The organism is Streptomyces sp. BA2 (assembly GCF_009769735.1).
Classification (GTDB): domain Bacteria; phylum Actinomycetota; class Actinomycetes; order Streptomycetales; family Streptomycetaceae; genus Streptomyces.
Map to the genome: position 1 here is coordinate 9,003,170 of NZ_WSRO01000002.1, position 18,309 is coordinate 9,021,478.

Annotated in this window: 17 protein-coding genes and 1 pseudogene; 12 read left to right on the top strand and 6 right to left on the bottom strand. The window is 68.1% G+C overall.

Annotated elements, in window-relative coordinates; genetic code table 11:
* Positions 1–53: 53 nt before the first annotated feature.
* Positions 54–1,286 (bottom strand): cytochrome P450 family protein, encoded by a 1,233-nt coding sequence (locus E5671_RS43140; RefSeq protein ID WP_160509645.1) that lies wholly within the window; start codon positions 1,284–1,286, stop codon positions 54–56.
* Positions 1,287–1,580: 294 nt separating this feature from the next.
* Between E5671_RS43140 and E5671_RS43145 the strand changes: the two genes are divergently transcribed.
* The 10 genes from E5671_RS43145 (at position 1,581) to argF (ending at position 11,144) form a co-directional block, all read left to right on the top strand.
* Positions 1,581–1,772 (top strand): hypothetical protein, encoded by a 192-nt coding sequence (locus E5671_RS43145; RefSeq protein ID WP_160509646.1) that lies wholly within the window; start codon positions 1,581–1,583, stop codon positions 1,770–1,772.
* Between the two features lie 78 nt (positions 1,773–1,850).
* Positions 1,851–2,522, top strand: coding sequence for an alpha/beta fold hydrolase (locus tag E5671_RS43150; protein ID WP_160509647.1), 672 nt, complete (start codon positions 1,851–1,853; stop codon positions 2,520–2,522).
* A 151-nt stretch (positions 2,523–2,673) separates the two neighbouring features.
* Entirely contained in the window at positions 2,674–3,666 is a 993-nt protein-coding gene (locus E5671_RS43155) for a phospholipase (RefSeq protein ID WP_160509648.1), read from the top strand.
* Between the two features lie 167 nt (positions 3,667–3,833).
* Complete coding sequence (locus tag E5671_RS43160; protein WP_160509649.1) at positions 3,834–4,373, top strand: GNAT family N-acetyltransferase; 540 nt, start codon at positions 3,834–3,836, stop codon at positions 4,371–4,373.
* A 276-nt stretch (positions 4,374–4,649) separates the two neighbouring features.
* Complete coding sequence (locus E5671_RS43165; RefSeq protein WP_160509650.1) at positions 4,650–5,618, top strand: DUF3500 domain-containing protein; 969 nt, start codon at positions 4,650–4,652, stop codon at positions 5,616–5,618.
* 17 nt (positions 5,619–5,635) lie between these two features.
* Entirely contained in the window at positions 5,636–6,421 is a 786-nt protein-coding gene (locus tag E5671_RS43170; protein WP_237330373.1) for a class I SAM-dependent methyltransferase, read from the top strand.
* Between the two features lie 115 nt (positions 6,422–6,536).
* Positions 6,537–7,805 (top strand): lipase family protein, encoded by a 1,269-nt coding sequence (locus E5671_RS43175; protein WP_237330374.1) that lies wholly within the window; start codon positions 6,537–6,539, stop codon positions 7,803–7,805.
* A gap of 177 nt (positions 7,806–7,982) precedes the next feature.
* A complete protein-coding gene (locus tag E5671_RS43180) occupies positions 7,983–8,966 on the top strand; it encodes a BtrH N-terminal domain-containing protein (protein ID WP_160509651.1) in 984 nt (327 codons plus the stop codon).
* 178 nt (positions 8,967–9,144) lie between these two features.
* Positions 9,145–9,966: an HAD-IIA family hydrolase gene (locus E5671_RS43185; RefSeq protein WP_160509652.1), complete on the top strand. Its 822-nt coding sequence runs from the start codon at positions 9,145–9,147 to the stop codon at positions 9,964–9,966.
* A 185-nt stretch (positions 9,967–10,151) separates the two neighbouring features.
* Positions 10,152–11,144: an ornithine carbamoyltransferase gene (argF, locus tag E5671_RS43190; RefSeq protein WP_160509653.1), complete on the top strand. Its 993-nt coding sequence runs from the start codon at positions 10,152–10,154 to the stop codon at positions 11,142–11,144.
* A 30-nt stretch (positions 11,145–11,174) separates the two neighbouring features.
* Here argF and E5671_RS43195 read toward each other — a convergent pair whose 3' ends face one another.
* The 3 genes from E5671_RS43195 to E5671_RS43205 all read right to left on the bottom strand — a co-directional run bounded on the left by E5671_RS43195 (position 11,175) and on the right by E5671_RS43205 (position 16,309).
* Positions 11,175–11,942 carry a methyltransferase gene (locus E5671_RS43195; protein WP_160509654.1) on the bottom strand — a complete coding sequence of 256 codons (768 nt, stop codon included), beginning with the start codon at positions 11,940–11,942 and terminating at the stop codon, positions 11,175–11,177.
* 177 nt (positions 11,943–12,119) lie between these two features.
* Entirely contained in the window at positions 12,120–14,774 is a 2,655-nt protein-coding gene (locus E5671_RS43200) for an ABC transporter substrate-binding protein (protein ID WP_160509655.1), read from the bottom strand.
* A gap of 218 nt (positions 14,775–14,992) precedes the next feature.
* Positions 14,993–16,309: an MFS transporter gene (locus tag E5671_RS43205; RefSeq protein WP_443032768.1), complete on the bottom strand. Its 1,317-nt coding sequence runs from the start codon at positions 16,307–16,309 to the stop codon at positions 14,993–14,995.
* Between the two features lie 151 nt (positions 16,310–16,460).
* On the opposite strand from E5671_RS43205, the gene E5671_RS43210 reads away from it, so the two are divergent.
* Positions 16,461–17,150: a GntR family transcriptional regulator gene (locus E5671_RS43210; protein WP_160509656.1), complete on the top strand. Its 690-nt coding sequence runs from the start codon at positions 16,461–16,463 to the stop codon at positions 17,148–17,150.
* A 37-nt stretch (positions 17,151–17,187) separates the two neighbouring features.
* On the opposite strand, the gene E5671_RS47550 is transcribed toward E5671_RS43210, so the two are convergent.
* Positions 17,188–17,496, bottom strand: a complete 309-nt coding sequence (locus E5671_RS47550) for an imine reductase family protein (protein WP_336606008.1) — start codon at positions 17,494–17,496, stop codon at positions 17,188–17,190.
* Between the two features lie 64 nt (positions 17,497–17,560).
* Positions 17,561–17,980 (bottom strand): annotated as a pseudogene (locus tag E5671_RS47555) (NAD(P)-binding domain-containing protein); the annotation flags it as partial.
* 14 nt (positions 17,981–17,994) lie between these two features.
* Between E5671_RS47555 and E5671_RS43220 the strand changes: the two are divergent.
* Positions 17,995–18,300 (top strand): winged helix-turn-helix transcriptional regulator, encoded by a 306-nt coding sequence (locus tag E5671_RS43220; RefSeq protein WP_160509657.1) that lies wholly within the window; start codon positions 17,995–17,997, stop codon positions 18,298–18,300.
* Positions 18,301–18,309 lie beyond the last annotated feature (9 nt).

Sequence of the window (18,309 nt, forward strand, 5' to 3'; positions counted from 1 at the left end):
GCGCGCAGGGAACACGGAAGATGATCCTGGCGCCCGCAGAGGGCGAGGATGTTTCAGTTCGCAGTGTCCGGGCGGAGGATGACCGGCAGTTCGTGGTGCCCGTTGGAGATGAATGACTCGGCGGGGCGCAGTGTGGATGCGGGGACGGCGAGGGTGAGGTCCGGGTAGCGGGTGAACAGGGCCCGGAGCGCGGTCTCGGCCTCCATCCGCGCCAGGGCGGCGCCGAGGCAGACGTGGACGCCGTGGCCGAAGGCGAGATGGTTCTTGTTGACTCGGGTCAGGTCGAAGGAGCCGGCGCTCGAGCCGTGGAGATCGGGGTGGCGGCCTGCTGCCGCGTAGGAGGCGAGGATCGCCTCGCCCTGACGGATCGTGAGTCCTTGCGTCAGCGGAATGTCCTCGACCGCGAACCGCATCGGCAGGTGCGCGACGGGCGCCTCGTAGCGCAGCGTCTCTTCGACGACGTCCGTCCAGGCGCTCTTGCCCTCGCGGACCAGGGCGAGCTGTTCAGGATGGGTGAGCAGCGCGGCGATGGCCTGGTCCAGGAGGTTGACGGTGGTCTCGTAGCCCGCGCTGATCACGAGGAGGAGGGTGTCGAGGAGCTCCTGCTCGGACAGCGCGGAGCCGTCCTCGTCACGGGTGGCGATGAGTACGGAGGTCATGTCCTCGCCGGGCTCAGCGCGCTTGGCCGCGACCAGGTCGGCCAGGATCGCGTACAACTCCTGGGTATTCGCGGCGGCCTGATCGGGGCTGAGCGTGGTGTCGAAGACGCCGTCGACGGTACGGCGGAAGCCGAGCTGGGAGTGGTGGGGAAGCCCCATGAGTTCGCTGATGACCCGGATCGGAAGCGGATAGGCGAACCGCTCGCGCAGGTCGGTGGGTTCTCCGGCGGGAACGGTGGCGAACTCCTCGAGCAGCGCCTGGGATATCTCCTCGATGCGCGGCTGCATGGCGGCGATGCGGCGCGCGGTGAAGGCCGGGCTGACCAGACGCCGCAGGCGTCGGTGGTCGCCTCCAAAGGCGGTGAACATGTTGTCGACGGCCACCCACAGCGCGAGTGGCCAGGTGCCGACGATCTTGTCGGGGAACAACGGCCAGTGCCGCCGAGGATCCTTGGAGACCCGCGGGTCGGTGAGGAGCTGTTTGAGCAGGGCCGGATCGGTCACGGCCCACGCCTCGACGCCCAGGACATCGACGCGGGCGGCCGGCCCGCGCGAGCGCAACTCGGCATCTTCGGCGTGCCGGTCGCTGCCGGTGGCGTCCAGGACGAGGATCTGCGACTGGTCCATGCGAAAGCTCCTCAAGGGGGTTGGGAAGGACGCGGGTGGCACGACGCCGTTCAAGTCGCCGGACCGGGACGGGCACGAGACACAGTAGTTGTCCACCGTCGGGTCGGTGAAGGGCACTTCGGGGAGGGCCTAATCGCGTGGTCAGAGTGGCTAGTGACGCGATGGCCGCGCATGAGATTGCATCGCTGCGGCGCGTTGACCGTCACGGGAAAGCGGTGCCGGTGGATCATCGCACTGTACGGCGCCTGCTCGAGCCCGAGCGCGACCGTTGCCGCGCGGAGGAATGAGAATGAAATGACCGACGCCATCGTTCTGCTCGGAGTCGTCATCGGATTGTCTGTGCAGATCCAAGCCGTGTGGGACCTGAGTCGTGCCCCTATGGAGGGCGAGGACACGGACGCCGTGCAAGCTCAGGCGATCCTCCTGGCGATGGCCGGAGCCCTGTGCGCTGTTGTCGCCCTGGGCGTGGCGCTTTTCATCCCCTGATTGCATGTCGCTCTGTTCCGAGGTCAGTTGGGGCCTGGCGGTGGGAAGCTGGGAGCTCGACGACTGAGGAGCTTTGTTGTGAGTACGTTCGTGTTGATCCACGGCGCCGGTGATGTCGGCTGGTACTGGCACTTGGTCGAGGCGGAGCTGCGGGCGCGCGGGCACGACGTGGTGGCTCCGGATCTTCCCGGCGACGATGATTCGCTGACCCTCGACGACTATGCCGACGCCGTGGTCGAGGAAGTGGGTGACCGTCACGAACTCGTGGTCGTGGGCCATTCGTTCGGCGCGTTCACGGCGCCCCTTGTCGCCGCCCGACGTCCGGTGGAGGCGCTGATCCTGGTCGCCGGGATGGTCCCCTCGCCAGGTGAATCACCGGATCAGTGGTGGAGCACCACGGGCTACACCGAGGCCGTGCAGCGCCAGGCGGCCCGGGACGGCGGTCTCACCGGCAGCGACGACCCTTACGTATCGTTCTACCACGATGTGTCCCATGGGATCGCTAAGAAGGCGATGAGCCAGGAGCGGGCACACCCGTCGTCGGCCGCGTCAGCCCAGCCGTGGCCGCTCGATGCCTGGCCGACCGTGCCGACCAGGTTCGTGCTGTGCACCGAGGACCGCTTCCTCCCTCCCGAATTGCAGCGCGGGCTCGCGCTCGAACGTCTCGGGGTGGTCCCTGACGAGATCGCCGCGAGCCACTGTGTCGCGCTCAGCCGCCCTGTGGAGCTCGTCGACCTGCTCTTGGGCTGACCTTCGGCCGACCCAACTATTACCCACGGGTAACTTGACGTAGGGTGCTACAGGCGCGGGCAGTCGGCCCGCCCGGCTGTACGACAGGCAGCCACCGCACGGCAGACGGGCTGCCGCACCACGCAGCCCGAAACAGAAAGGACCCGTCCTCATGGCCGCCCCACGTCGGCTTCGCGCCACGCTGCTCCCGCTGGCTCTGGTCGTATCCGCAGCCACCTTGGGCACCGGAGCCGCGATCGCCGTACCGGAGGACGAGACCTCCCCGACGGCACCGAGCGCCGCCGCGCAGCACCCCACCTGGGCCATCGCTCACCGGGTGCTGACCACGGGCGGGGTGACCACGGCGCTCTCCAACGGGGCCAACGCGCTGGAGATCGACGCCACGGCCTGGCGCAAGGGCTGGTGGGCGGACCATGACGGCACTCTCACCAGCTCCGGCGACACCATGTCGGACATGTTCGACCAGGTGGCAAAGGAGCACGACGGCGGGCGTCACGTCTCCTTCGTCTGGCTGGACATGAAGAACCCCGACTGGTGCGACAGCAGCGACCCCGAGTGGCGCCACTGCTCCGTGGCCGAACTGCGGGACATGGCACGCAAGAAGCTGGAGAGCAGGGGCATCCGGGTGCTCTACGGCTTCTACGGCAAGGAGGGCGGCAGCGGTTGGAAGAACGCCCTCGGTGACCTGAACTCCAAGGAAGCAGTCAGCTACAGCGGCACCTACGCACAGGTCCGGGACGGCTTCGCCCAGCACGGGCCGAATGTCCCCGGCGACCAGCGCGTGATGGACAACGGCCTGTTCAACATGGCGCTGAAGTTCGGCAGCATCCGGGAAGAGCTCGAGGCCGGCAGGAACGCTCGGGACGCCGGACGTCTCGCGCAAACCGTCGGCTGGACGGTGGGGAAGGGGGACGGGGAGCGCGCCGCCACCCTGCTCGATGCCTCCGACGGGGCGGCTGCCGTGGACAGCCTGATCTACGGCAACCGGATGTCGTGCTACCCGGACGGTGTCAACGGTCCGAAGGGCTGCGGCACCGACGACAGCGGGGTGCGGGAGTCGCTCTCGTACATCACGGACTACGTGAAGGCCCACCCCGACACCCGCCGCATGGCCACCCCGGCCGACATCCCCTTCGGCAGCTGACACCGGGCCGCCCGCCTAGCCGCTCCGGCGGGTAAGCGGGCGGCTCGCTCCGCTGCGGTGAGCGGCCAACTCGCCTCAAACGCACGGCCGTTGGAGCCACGGCCGAATGTCGATACTCGGTGAGTAATCGCTTGGCCAGTCCTCGGGGCAGAGATCATCATGTAGGGATGTCTGAGAACAACCGACCCCCTGTAGCACCCACGGCGGTGCGGCTCCCTCGCTACACGAAGTCGGAGCAGGACGAGATTCTCGGCGACGGCGATGATCCCTTCGGTGTTGCCGCGACCGGCTTGACCTGGCTGCCCAAGGAAGAGCACTTCGGTATAAGACACGGCGACCGGCTGGTGGCACATGCCGGCCTGCTGCGGCTGCCTGTCGCGATCGGCGGTGTCGAGACAGAGGTGGTGGGCGTCGGGGGAGTGGCCGTCGCACCCGACCTGCAAGGCCAGGGGCTGGCGCGACTCGTCGTCACAGCGGCACTCGACCACGCGCGCACCATGGGCCCTCAGCACGCGCTCCTGTTCTGCAGAGCTCCTCTGGTGAGGCTGTACCAGCGCCTCGGATGGCACCCCGTGGACGAGGACGTACTGGTCGAACAGCCTGAAGGCCGCCTGGTGACCATGCCGCTGCGGACCATGGTGACGCCTCTGCGCGACGACGTGTACTGGCCTTCAGGGTCGCTGCGTCTGTTCTCCTTCCCGATGTGATGGCGTGGCACGGCAGCGTGTGCCGCTGCCTGATCGTCGACGCGCTGGACGCTCGGGCGCGGGAGATGGACCGCTGGATGGCTTCCTGAGTCGGTGCGACAGTTCGGCTGGTACGGGAGCCGGGCCGGGTGCGCCCGGCCGGGATCCGGTGTCGCGTCGTTACTTGATGGCGCACCATGGGTCCCAGGATCCCAGGATCCCAGGATCCCAGGGTTTCAGGGGAATGACATCGCCTTGCGGGTGCGCCGGGTCCGGCGCCGTGGGGGAGGAGGAACGGTGGACGGACATCGGTGGGAGGCGGCGGCCGCGGGCGTGCGGGAGGCGGTGCGTGGGCTGCTGCGCGTGCTGGAACCGGAGCAGGTGCGTGTGCTGCGTGCGGGGCCCGCCCGTCTGGATGCGCCCGAGCTGCGGGAGTGGACGTATCTGCCGGGCTCGCGCCCCGGGCTGGCCACCGAGGGCCTTGACGCCCGGCAGCGCGAGGCGGTCGATGCCGTGCTGGCCGCGGCGCACAGCGCGGCGGGAGCGGAGCTGGCTCGTGGGGCGATCGAAGTGGAGCGGTACCGCCGCGCCGCGGCCGGCGCCACGGGTGACGACCGCTACTGGGTGCGCTTGTTGGGTGACCCGGACGGCGGCGGTGCCTGGGGCTGGCGGATGAACGGCCATCACCTCGCCGTACACGTACTGATCACGCCGGAAGGCATCCGGGTGACGCCGCACTTCATCGGTGCGGAACCGGCGCGCATTGCCGATGGCCCGCAGGCCGGCCGTCGGCTGCTGGGGCCGGAGGAAGATCTGGCGAGGCAGCTGGTCACGGACCTGGACGTCGGTCGGCGGGCCAAAGCGGTCTTCGCCGCTGCTCCGCCGGACGACATCTTGACCCGCGACGATCCTTTCGCGGATCCGGACCTGCTGCCGACCGGATTGACGTATGGCGACATGACGTCCGGTCAACAGCGGCTGCTCGAGCGCTTGGTGCGCCGCTACCTGGACCGCGCGCCCGCGGCGTATGCGCGGGAGTGCTGGTCCGACACCGTGGCGCAGGGACTGGATGCTCTCTCGTTCGCCTGGGCCGGTGGCCGCACACCCGGGGACCGGCACTATTACTGCGTTCGGGCCCCGGACTTCCTCATCGAGTACGACAACACCCAGGACGACGGCAATCACGCCCATTCGGTCTGGCGGCACGTCCGCCACGACTGGGGCGCCGACCTGCTTCGCGCGCACTACAGCGAGCAGCACAGATGACGGAGCAGCACCGGTAAATGGACGGCATGTCTGATCGCGCACTGAGCTTCGGGCCGATGGCGGAGGCGTACGAACGGTTCCGGCCGGGGTATCCCATGGAGCTTGTCGACATGGTGATGGAGTACGCGGGTCGGCCGGTTCGGACTGCCCTTGAGATTGGCGCTGGGACAGGCAAGGCAACCCGCCTGTTCGCTCGACGGGGCATTGCGGTCACCGCGACTGACCCCGACGGGGACATGCTCGCCGAGCTGCGCAAGCACGTTCCGTCAAGTGTCCAGACGGTGCAAGCCGCGTTCGAGGGCTTGCGACCGGGCCAAGGCTCGCGACCGGGCGAAAGGTACGGGCTGGTGTATGCGGCCGCGGCACTGCACTGGACGAAACCGGAGGGTCGATGGTCACGCATGGCCGCGCTGCTTGAGCCGGGTGGCGTGTTCGCGTCGTTCGGTGGGCCGATCCAGCTGGCCGATCCAGCTGTGGAGGAAGCTGTTCGAGCCGCGCGAGCACCGTTCTTGGAGAGCGACGGGGTCCCGTCCCCGGACGGGACGCCTCCGGAGCAGGACATGCAGTGGCCGGGTACGGAGCTCCAGCGCTCTGAGTTGTTCACCGATGTCCAACAAGCCCTGCTGCAAAGGCGCTTGACGATGAGCGCTCGCGACTACGTCGGCCAACTCTCGACCATCTCGGCCTATTTGGTGCTGCCGGCCATGGAGCAGGTTCAGGTGCTCAGACAGATCGCGCAGGTTCTGCCGGAGAGGGTCGAGATTGCGGCCGACATCACGGTTCATCTTGCGCGTCGGAGGTAGTCGCTGGCGCGTGGCCGGTTTCGCCCCGGACGCCGCACATCTATGGCCGTATTACTGACAGGTCAGTACGGTGCTGCCCAACCCCCCTTGCCCACAGGAGAGTTGGGAGAGCTGCATGATGTCAGCCTTACGCAGACGACCGGTGGCCGCGGGTGCCGTCCTCGCGGTGGCGGTGCTCGGGCTCCCCGGGTCCGCCGCCGCGCAGAGCGCGAGCGCGCCGGGCAGTGCCCCAGACGCGACCCCCTCGGCCGACTCCGGGAGCCCAGGAAAGGGCTCAGGAAAGAGCCCAGGGAAGAAGCCGGGTGCGAAGGCCGCCCCGGGCAAGATCATCAGCTCGAAGCCGTCCTCGTTCCAGTACACCCCGGGCGTCCCGACCCCCACCAAGGCTTGGAAGATCACCTACCGGTCGACCTCCGCCGACGGACGGGCCAACGCGGTGTCCGGCACCGTGATCGTTCCCGACGACGGAAGGACCACCCCTCGCCCGCTGATCACGTACGCCGTCGGCACGGTCGGTCTTGGCGACAAGTGCGCGCCGTCCGCCGGATTCCCGGGGGGTACGACGGCCGAGGCGCCGCTCGTCAACGCCGCGCTGGTACGTGGCTATGCCGTCGCCGTCACCGACTACGAAGGCCTCGGTACCCCTGGTGACCACACCTACATGGTCGCCAAGGCTCAGGGCAGCGCCGTCCTCGACGCGGCTCGTGCGGCCCAACGGCACCCGGAAGCGGCGAAGTACGGGGTCTCCGCGGGCGCGCCTGTCGGGATCATGGGCTACTCCCAGGGCGGCGGCGCCAGCGCGAAGGCCGCCGAGATGGCCGCGACCTACGCTCCCGAGCTGAAGGTCAAGGGAACGGCGAGTGGCGGCGTCCCCGCCGATCTCGCCAAGGTCGCCGACTCACTGGAGGGCGGGGACAGCGCCGGCTATCTGCTGATGTCCGCCGTCGGCCAGAACGCCGCCAACCCGGCACTGGCGCTCAACAAGTACCTCAACAAGGAGGGCCGCAAGCTCGCCGAAGTGGTGCGGAACGAGTGCGTCGGTACGGTCCTTGAGGCAGGGCGCGGCAAGACGATCGAGGACGTCACCACGTCCAACCCGCTGGACAGGCCGGAGTGGCAGCGGGCCATCGCCAAGCAACTGATCGGAACGAAGCGGCCGTCGGCCCCGACGTTCCTCTACCACGGGGACGCGGACGAGACGATCCCCTACGCGGTCGGGCAGAAGCTGCGGGCCGACTGGTGCGCGAAGGGGACCGCCGTGGAGTGGAAGACCTTCCCCGGGCAGTCCCATGTGGGGACGGCAATTCAGGGCAACGGCCCGGCACTTGAGTGGCTGGGACGACGTTTCGCCGGCGAGTCCACGCCGGGCAACTGCGGTACCTGATACGTCCGTACCCGAGACAACGGCCCGCACCCGTGCCTCCGCCATCGTCAACGGACGGTGGCGGAGGGGCGAGTGCGGGCCGATGTCTGTGGGCGGGTGGGGGAAGTCGTACGGCGTCTCTTGGCCCAGGGTGCGGGCCCGTTTGAGCACGGGGGTGGGGGAGGGAGAATGAGCGGCATGACGATGGTGAAAGACATCGATGTCCGCGGTACCCAGCACTGTGAGACGACGGCGCTGGGCGTGCTGTTGCGGCATGAGGGACTCGACTTGTCCGAACCCATGCTGTTCGGGCTTGGCTCCGGGCTGTCCTTCATCTACTGGGACAGCAAAGCCATGGGCTTTCCCTTCCTGGGAGGCCGGGTCAAGCCGTTCGAGCTCACCAGGAACCTGGCCGCCGTACTCGGACTTGAGCTGCTGGTCGGGGAGACCACCTCTCCGCGCAAGGCATGGCAGAACGTGGCGGCACCCATCGACGCCAGTCGGCCGGTCGGTCTTCAGCTCGACAGCTACCACCTGGACTACTTCAGCACCAAGGTGCACTTCGGCGGGCACGTCGTGGCCATGTACGGCTACGACGAACAGGACGCCTACCTGGTGGACACCGACCCGCAGGGCGGCGCCGTCTCGACCAGCCTCGCCAACCTGGCAAGGGCCAGGGCCGAGCGGGGCCCCATGACAGCCAAGCACCGCTCCTTCACCATCACGGCGCCAGGCAGCCTGACGTCGCCGCAGGACCGGATCATCCCCGCGATCAAGACCTGCGCCGACGCCTTCCTGAACCTTCCCATCGCGAACCTGGGCCACCGGGGCATCGAGAAGACCGCCAAGCAAGTGCCGAAGTGGCTGCAGCGCAGCGACAATCCGCAGGAGGACCTGCCACGGGCCGCCGTCCTCATGGAGAGGGCCGGTACCGGGGGCGCCCTGTTCCGCAATCTCTACCGGGACTTCCTCGGCGAGTGCGCCCAGCTGATCGACAGCAGCCATCTGCGCACTGGCCACAGCCTGTACACCGAGGCCGCCACCCTCTGGACACAGGTGGCCGCACTCGTCGAGACGGCAGGCGAATCAGGCGACGCTCAAAGCCTCATGCAGGCCGGCGCCATCCTCCACGACCTCTCGCGCATCGAACGCGATGCGATGCAGGCGCTCACCATGCTCTAAAAGTTTCTCTTGAGAGGAACCGACGGCGAGCACTACGTGGCACGATGTCGTCACTGATGACCCGGATGCCGCCCTCGCCGATGGCGCCGAATCCCCGCCGAGGCTGTCCGAGGGCGGTTCCGCGAAGCCGTACGAGGTGGTCCTGCGAAGCCGTACGAGGGTGGTTACTGTCAGTCGTATGGAACGAGTCGGCACGGTCGGCGCAGTACTGATCGACATCGACGGCGTACTCACGGTCTCCTGGGAGCCGTTGCCCGGGGCAATCGAGGCCATGGAACGGCTGCGCGACGCCGGGCTTTCCCTCGCGCTGGTGACCAACACGACCTCGCGGACCCGTGCGTCGATCGCCGCACGCCTCTCGGGGGCAGGCTTCCCTGTCACCGCCGACGACATCGTCACGGCTCCCACGGTCACCGCCGCGTATCTGCGCGAGCACTGCCCGGGCGCCCGTTGCCTGCTCCTCAACGCCGGTGACATCCGGGACGACCTGACGGGTGTGACGCTCGTCGACGAGCAGGACACTGACGCGGACGTGGGTGTGGACGTGGTCATCCTCGGCGGCGCCGGTGGTGAATTCGGCTACGAGGCCCTCAATCGCGTCTTCCGGCAACTTCAGCACGGAGCCCGTCTGGTGGCGATGCACCGGAACCTCTACTGGCGCACCGCCGACGGCCTCGACCTCGACACGGGCGCTTTTCTCCTGGGCCTGGAGCGGGCTGCCAGGGTCGAGGCGGAGGTCACCGGCAAACCGGCGGAAGCGTTCTTCGCCGCCGCGCTCGCCCACCTCGGGGCGGAACCGTCCGCGGCGCTCATGATCGGCGACGACATCGAGTCCGATGTGCTGGCCGCCCAGCGCAGCGGCGTCACCGGTGCCCTCGTCAAGACCGGCAAGTACCTCCCCGAGACCCACCGCGCCGCCACCGGCACGCCGGATCACGTACTCGACTCCTTCGCGGCCCTGCCCGCCCTCCTGAAACGCCTGGCCGAGGGCTCCGACTGAGCCTGAGGCGGCGGTTTGCGGCGCGACATGGGAGGGGCGCCGGACGCTTCAACGCGGCCGCTCTGCTGGTGCGGATGAGGATGCCGGTAGTTCATCCGATCGGACGGGTGAGGGTGCCTGGTCTTTCGTCCGGGTACAGGCTCGGGGCTGAGCCTCCTGGTGGATACCTGAATTGGAGACGTGCCATGCCCCCTCCTCCAGTACCTTCCGTTGCCGGCTCCCCGGTCGTACGAGGCAAGATTCCGGATCATCTGCTGCGGGTCAGCGACCTGGATCCGGGAGTGCTTCCGGCTCTGCTCGATCTGGCGGAGGGCATGAAGCGAGAGCCGCTGGGTTGGGCCGACAGCTTGCGTGGGGCAGCCGTCGGGTGCGTCTTCGAGAAGCCGTCCACGCGTACGCGGGTGTCGCTGGCCACAGCTGCTCAACGTCTCGGCATGGCTGCCATCGTGCTCAACCGGGACGAGCTTCAGCTCGGCCACGGGGAAACCGTCGCCGACACCGCCCGCGTCCTGTCCTCCTACCTCGACGCCATCACGGTGCGCACTTTCGAGCACTCCACGGTGGAACGAGTGGCCGAATCCTCCTCCGTCCCGGTCATCAACGCGCTGACCAACAGCCACCACCCCTGCCAGTCCCTGGCCGATCTGATGACTCTGCGCGAACACTTCGGGACACTGACCGGATTGCGTGCCGCCTTCATCGGAGACGGGAAGAGCAACACCTGCAACTCTTTCCTCTCGGCGTGTGCCGCCTCCGGCATGCACCTGGTCATCGCCAGCCCTCCCGGATACGAGACGGATGCGGACCTTCTGGACGAGGCCCGGCAGACGGCCGACCAGTCGGGCGGGTCCGTGTCTCTCACCACAGAACCCGAAGATGCTGTCCGCGACGTGCAGGCCGTCTACGCCGAAGTGTGGGTGGCCATGGACAAACACCACCAGGCCGTGGAGCGGAGGACACATCTGGCCCGATACCGGGTCGATGACCTGCTTCTGGCCCACGCGCCCGAGGAGGCGATGGTCCTGCACTGCCTGCCCGCCGTACGCGGGCAGGAGATCACCTCCGACGTCCTCGACGGACCGCGCTGCCTGGCCTGGCAAGAGGCAGCGAACCGGCTTCCCACCGCCCAAGCCGTGCTGCACACCCTGATCACCACGGCACAGCAGCGAGCCGACTGAAACGGCATCCGACAAGCGCCGCGCCCCGTTTCAGCTGTGTGCGGGTGCCTGTGCGTGGGTGAAGACGAATCGGCCCTCGAATTCGATCACAGGCCCGGGGTAGCGGGTGTCGATCTCGCGAAGGCCCTCGCCCAGCTCATCGTCGTCGAACGAGCTGAGAAGCGACATGAAGCGGTTGGCCACCCAAGCCAGCCACTTCTCCTTGGCGATCGACAACCGATACGTCTGGCAAGTCACCTCGACCGTCAGGCCGCAGTCGGTAAGCACCCTCGCCATGTCCGCAGGGTCGATGTAAGCCTGTTCATGTCGCTTCACCGCCTTGTCGAACAGCGGATAGTCGATGCGCAACGGCCAGGTCACGACGACCAGCCTGCCTCCTGGAGCGAGCAAGGCTGCCAGCGTCCGAAGTGCCGTCGGCACATCGCGAGCGTGATGGATGACGTCCTTCGCCAGTACCGCGTCGAGCTGCCCCGTGTGGGGGAGTCGAACTGCCCCGGTGGCCAGATCCTCGATGGATGCCCGCACCGGTACGAAGGAGGTCATCGTCGGCAGCTTTGCCAGCATCTTCGCGGAAGGATCGACGCACACGACAGTGAGTGCATGTTCAGCCATGGATCGCGCGTACAGGCCGCTACCGCACCCGATGTCCGCCGCTCGGTCCCCGGGACGGAGCCTGAGCCTGGCGTGAATACACCGGTTCATCCACGAGACAAACGCCGGGCTGTGGGCCCAGCTCTCTTCGAAGTCGTCGGCGAGCCGCTCGTAGTGGGCGGCAACGTCATCGGGGTGCTGAGGCATGTCACCGTATCCACACGTCGTCTATGCAGGTCAAGGCGAGATACGCGTTGGCATCGACGGCTCGGTGCCATAAATCAGCTTCACCTGCGTGCCGGCCCCACGCACCACGGCATCCGCCATCCGGGGCCGGTGACGTCCACCTTGAAGTGCCCCCGAGGACCGCCGCTCGGCCAGGCGTCAGTGTTTGTCCTGAGGGCATTCGTACTGCTTGTCGGGGCCCCAATGGTCCACCGGGCCTTTGGCGTTCTGTTTGAACGCGCCGCAGTGCAGGACCATCCGCTGCCCCTTTGCCGTGTGGTTGAGCATCACGAGCGCCTTGTTCAAGGGTGGGTTGGAGCCGGGCCCCTTCGGAATCCTGATCTCCCCGCTGACGCCTTCGAAGGCAATGCCCTCGTCGAGCTTGGACTTGACCCCCTCGGCGTCCACAGCGTCCACGCTCGTGTACTGCCTGTCCGCCGCCGAGGACAGCACCTTGAGCGCATCATGCGCCAGTGCCACGTGTCCGTCGTTGATCCAGGGATCGCGGTCCGTGTACCGGCGGATGTAGCGCTTGATGAACGCCTTGGCCTCATTGTTCTCGTCAGCGTGCCCGTTGGGCAGCACATGCACGGTGTGGTACAGCCGCAGCCACTTCTTGTCCAGGTACAGGCCGCCGAGCGCGGCATTGGTGAGTTCGTTGCTGCCGATGACCGTCAGCGGTAGCCCGCCACAACCGGCATCGGGCCCATAGGCGTTGACGAACTTGGTGAAGCTCTCGACGCGGGAGGCCCAGTAGACGACCGTGCGGCGGTCCTTCTTGACGACGTCGCACACGTGCTGGGCGGTGTCCTGGGCGGAGACGTCCGTGCCTTCCCCTCCGGGGAACTCCCATGTCTCGGTGCCCGCGCCGAACTTGTGGACGAACTTCCCGCCCAGTTCGCGGGTGTAGAGATCGTTGGGGTCCTTGACGACCAGGGCACGCGTGGAGGTCGCGCAGTTCCCCGGCGTCGTCTCGATGATGTTCCCGTCGCGCGCGAACTGCGCGGCGATGGCCGTCTCACGGCTGTTGTCCGGGGACATCGGCCGGTAGTACGAGCCGGCGTCCTGCATGGCGTCCGCCGTGGCCGTCGTGCCGATCACCGGAACCTTCCCGTTACTGAGGATGCGCGCGGCCTGCTTTGTCAGCTGCCGGCTCTCCCTGAACCCGATCACGCCCACGATCGTCCGGCTGTCCTGCCGCTCCTTGTTCGCTTCGGCATCCTTGACGACGTCTCGTGCATGCCGGACGACGTTCTTGAACTTCCTTCCGGTATCCCTGACTTCGACATACAGCCGCACCCGGTCCTCGTCCTGCGACGCCAGACGGTTCAGCTCTTCCTGGGCCAGGAGGATCCCCCGCAGTTCGGGGATCATGCCGTTCATGACCACCTGATCCGGGTCGGGATCCACTCCCGCCCCCAGGTAGACCACCCTGCGCACCGGCTTGTCGAACTTCTTCTCGGCGGTCAGCGCCTTGGCGTTGAGGTCTTTGATCGCGGCGAGGACCTCCTCGTACTGCTCCTGGGGCGTCTTGCCCTCGTCCGCCGCCTCGGGCACCGTACCGGGAGTGCCTTGCCCTTGGACAACCTCTCCGTCCAGGCAGGCCTGGGCCTCCGGCGGATCGATTCCGTAGCACACGGCCGTGGACAGCATGGCGAGTACCAGACCACAAATCGCCAGTTCGCCGGTCAGCTCCGTCCGCGGCCCCCAGCGAAACTTCTTCACCGGCGCCGGATGCAGACGTTCCCCCTGGTCGGGCTCGGCCTCGTCGGCGGAGTGCGGCCGCCGCGCCGACACCAGCAGCGGGAGCGGAGGGTTCGCAGGATCGGCGGCCGGGGACAGCCTGTCCGCCGCTTCGTTCAGGTCCCGGCACTTCGGCCAGCCTTCGTCCGCGTAGGCGGCGGCATACCCCGCGCCGACAAGGAGCAGAGAGGCGCTTCCCGCCTCGGCGGCGACCTTCAGATATGTGCTCAGGAACCGTCGGGTCAGCTCCTCGCCGGGCGAGCCCTCCGGCGGCAGGTGGAACAGGACCACGCGCCGGGACCTGCGGCGGCGCGCCCAGGCGCCGAACCACCCCGGCCTGGCCCGCGCGAGGTCCGCGAGCAGGGCGCGGAACAGCAGTTCCTCGAAGATCTCGAGCTGCCCCTGATCGCCGTCCCGCAGCGTGAGCAGGTTGCTCGCCCGCTCGAAGAACCGGCCTGACGGATCAATACCTCGCCAGGACACGAACCAGCTTTTCTTGGACCTGATGAGCCGCCGGCTCCACCAGCTCGCCCAGCACCACCGCGGGAAGGTGTAAAGGAGCGGCCCAGCCACCAGCCACACCTTGTCGACCCAGCCACCCACCTGCGCGGATTCCGCGCAGCTCAGCTTCGTCAGCGCGCCGAGGAACCCGCTCTTGGCGCGCAGCGAGTAGATGTGGTCGCGCAGCGGCTTCTCGTCGAGGACCCTCTGGCCTGCCGGGGTCTGCTCTGTCTGGGCCAGCTCCGCCCTGGCCTGCTCCGTCTGGGTCCGCTCCACGAGCTCTTGCATCAGCTGGAAGGTCCGCAGCCGCAGCTTCCCGACCCGGGGAGGACTCGCTCCGTTCAGGCCGTTGCCCGCACGCAGGGTCAACGAGACCTGCGGTGCCTGATCGGCAGGAGCATCCGGGAGACGGCGCGCCCTGGCGTAGGCGACCAGCTTCTCCTCGGGCCCCAGAATGAAGGCGAACTTGTCCAGGAGCTCGTCCGAGAAGCCTTCGTCCCCCGTGTCCAGCAGCATCGCCGGCAGCACCTTGTCCCGCAGACACTTCCAGTCGGCCCGGGGAGGGACCACCGCCTTCCTGAAGGCGGGCAGGAAATCACGTGAACGGGGAAAGGCCGGGAACCTCTGCTCATGCCCTGGACGGAACGCGTGCCCAGGTGTGGGGTCGTGCCGGTTCGGCGGTACGGGACGGTTCATGGAAAGCCTCCAGCTCTCCTCCACGATCAATGAGTTGCCGGTCGCGACACGGCTCCGTTCGGCTGAGCGCGACTCGACGTGGTGGGCCTGTCTCAGCGCAGTTCGATGCCGCGGGTTTCGGGAAGCCCCAGCAGTGAGACGTAGGCCAGCGCATAGCCTGCGGCGGCGAAGCCGAGCGCGCCGCCCACGCCCCAGCTGTCGGACAGGAATCCGACGAGGGTGGGGAAGGCGGCTCCGACGGCCCGGCCGGTGTTGTACGTGAACCCCTGCCCGGTGCCGCGTACTTCGGTGGGGTAGAGCTCGGCGAGGAAGGAGCCGAAGCTGGAGAAGATCGCCGACATGCAGAACCCGAGCGGGAAGCCGAGCAGCAGAGAGGCTTCGTCCCAACCGGCGGGTACCTGGGAGTAGCACAGCACGCACAGGGCCGACAGCACGGCGAAGATCTGGATGGTGAGCCGACGCCCCAGCCGGTCAGCCAGGTGGGCGCCCGTCACGTAACCGGAGAACGCACCGACGATCTGTACGACGAGGAACCCGCCGACGCCGGTCACCGAGAGGCCCCGCTCGTCGTTGAGGTACTTGGGAATCCAGGTCGCCAGCGTGTAGTAGCCGCCCTGCACACCTGTGGACAGCAGGCCGGCCAGCAGGGTCGTACGCAGCAGCGGCCCCCGGAAGATGTCCGCGAACGAGTGCGAGCGTGCCGCTGCCTTCAACCGCTCGGCGGCGGCGGGCGCGTCCTTCACGTTGCGCCGGACGTAGAACACGAGCAGCGCGGGCAGTGCGCCGGTGAAGAACAGCACCCGCCATGCGATGTCGTCATCTACGAGGTTGTACACGAGGGTGTACGAGAGAACGGCCAGCCCCCAGCCGACGGCCCAGGCCGACTGGATCCATCCGAGGGTGCGTCCGCGGTGACGACTCGCCGCGTATTCGGCCACCAGGACCGCGCCGACCGCCCACTCCCCGCCGAACCCGACCCCTTGCAGTGCCCGGAAGACCAACAGGGTGCCGAAGTTGGGCGCGAAGCCGCAGGCGACCGTGAAGATCGCGTACACACTCACCGTCCACATCAGCGCGCGTACGCGGCCGACGCGGTCGGCGAGCACTCCGGCCAAGGCCCCGCCCACAGCGGACATGAGCAGAGTCACCGTGGCCAGCAGGCCGGTCTGGCCGTTGTCGAGCCCGAAGTAGACGCCGATGGCGGCCAGGCTCAGTGGCAGCACGTAGAAGTCGTACGAGTCCAGGCCGTAGCCGCCGTACGCGCCGAGGAAGGCGCGCCGCCCATCGGGGCCGAGCTCGTGGAACCAGGCGAACCGGCGTTCGCCGTGGTCCGGGGAGGCGGCTTGCTCCGGAGCGGTGGTCGCGTCCGTGGAGGTGGCCTTGTCCGGGGAGGGAGAACTCATGCTCATGGCCGTGCACCTCTCAAGGGGCTTGATGGGGCCGCGAGTTGATGAATCGTCACCGTAGGGGATTGGTGAACAATCCGACAAGAGGATGCGTCATTGTTCCTCCCCGAGGGGTGTCATATGGTCAGCCCTGAGGTCTGAGGAAGGAGCATCCATGAGCCGCCAAGCGGATCAACTCGCGGGCGACAAATACCTGTTGGGGCGCTCGAGCATCTCCGAACGGGTGGCGGATCTGCTGCGCATACGCATCGGCGAGGGTCAGTTCAAGCCTGGCGCAAAACTGTCCGAGGACGAGATCTGCACGGCCCTCGCAGTCTCCCGCAACACCCTTCGGGAAGCCTTCCGCCTGCTGACCCATGAACGACTGCTGGTCCACGAGCTCAACCGGGGAGTCTTCGTGCGCATACCGAGCGCCGCGGACGTCGCCGACATCTACCGGGTGCGGCTCCTGGTGGAGTGCGCCGTCGTCCGCTCGCTGGGGCAGCCGCCCTACCCCCTGGACGGCCTGGCGGCTGCCGTGGCCGACGGCGAGGGGGCCACCGCGGCGGAGGACTGGGATGCGCTGGGTACGGCGAACTTCCACTTCCACCGGGAACTCGTCGCCCTGGCCGACAGCCCCCGCATCGATGAATGCATGCGCACAGTCCTGGCCGAACTCCGCCTGGCCTTCCATGCGTTGAAAGACCCGAAGGCCCTGCACTCCCCGTACCTGGAACGCAACCGCGCCCTGCTGGAGACGCTGGAGAAGGGCGACACGACTCAGGCGGAGCAGCTGCTCCAGGGCTACCTCGCCCACTCCAGCGACAACTTGACGCGCGCCGCGAGCGGCCAGGAAGGAGCGTGAGTTTCGGGCTCCCGCCCGCCCCGGTCGAGTGGTCGGCTCAGTCGCGGAGCAGGTCGGCGACGTGGGCATAGGAGTCGTCCGCGTAGCCGGCCGTCATGCCGCGGAGGGCGATGTCGTGGGCGGCGGAGATGACCGTACTGTCCACTCCCCGGCTGCGGGAGGCGTCGATCACGTCCGGTAGGAGAGCGGTGATCCCCTTGGCGTAGGGAGCGAGGTCGCGGGCGGTGATGCCCTCGGCCCTGGCGAGGGCGAAGGCGTGGACGACACCGGTCAGTGCCGTCCAGGAGATGTCGAGCAGCGCCACGTCGTGCGCCCCTGCACGGCCCGGGTCCGAACCCAGATGCACGCAGGTGCACGCAGGTGCCGCCGATGGCCCGCAGGGTGTCGCGGTGGCGTTCGTACAGGTCGGCCGGGCCGCTGTGGAGGACCAGGGTGTGGGGGCCGCCGATGAGGTAGGTCGGGACCATGATGGCGCCGTCGAGGTAGCCGATGCCGTGCGAGCTGGCCCACTGCGCGGTGGCGCGGGCGTCGTCGGGGGTGCCGGCGGTGAGGTTGGCCAGGGTGCGTCCCTTGAGCGCTGCGGTGTGCGGGGTGGTGACGGTGCGGACGGCGTCGTAGTCAAGGACGCAGACCACCACGAGGTCGCTCGCGGCGATCGCCTCGGCGGCGGTCGCGGCCTCGACGGCGCCGTTCTCCACGAGGCCATCCGGGCGGCCCGGGGTACGGTTCCACACGGTTGTGGGACGGCCTGTGGCCAGGAACGCCGCGGCCAGGGCCCGGCCCATCGGGCCCAGGCTGAGAACGGTGACGGGGGAAGGGGAAGCAGACATGGAAGTCGTTCATCATGTGGGCGCTCGCCGACGGTCCGCGCCGTTTCGGGGAGACCAGGCGACTGGTCACCGGCATCAGTGAGAAGGTGCTGACCCAGCAGCTCCGGGAGCTCCGGGCGGACGGGATCGTGCACCGGGAGGACTACGGCGAAATGCCGCCTGGGGTCGAGTACTCGCTGACCGAGCAGGGCCGTCGGCTGTACGAACTCCTTGAACTGCTCTCCGACTGGGGTCGGGACCACCTGACCGCAAGGGCCGGGGCGGAAACGGACGAGGGACTTGGCGCGCTTCCACCAGACTCCCCGGACACCGGTTCTTGATCAAGTACG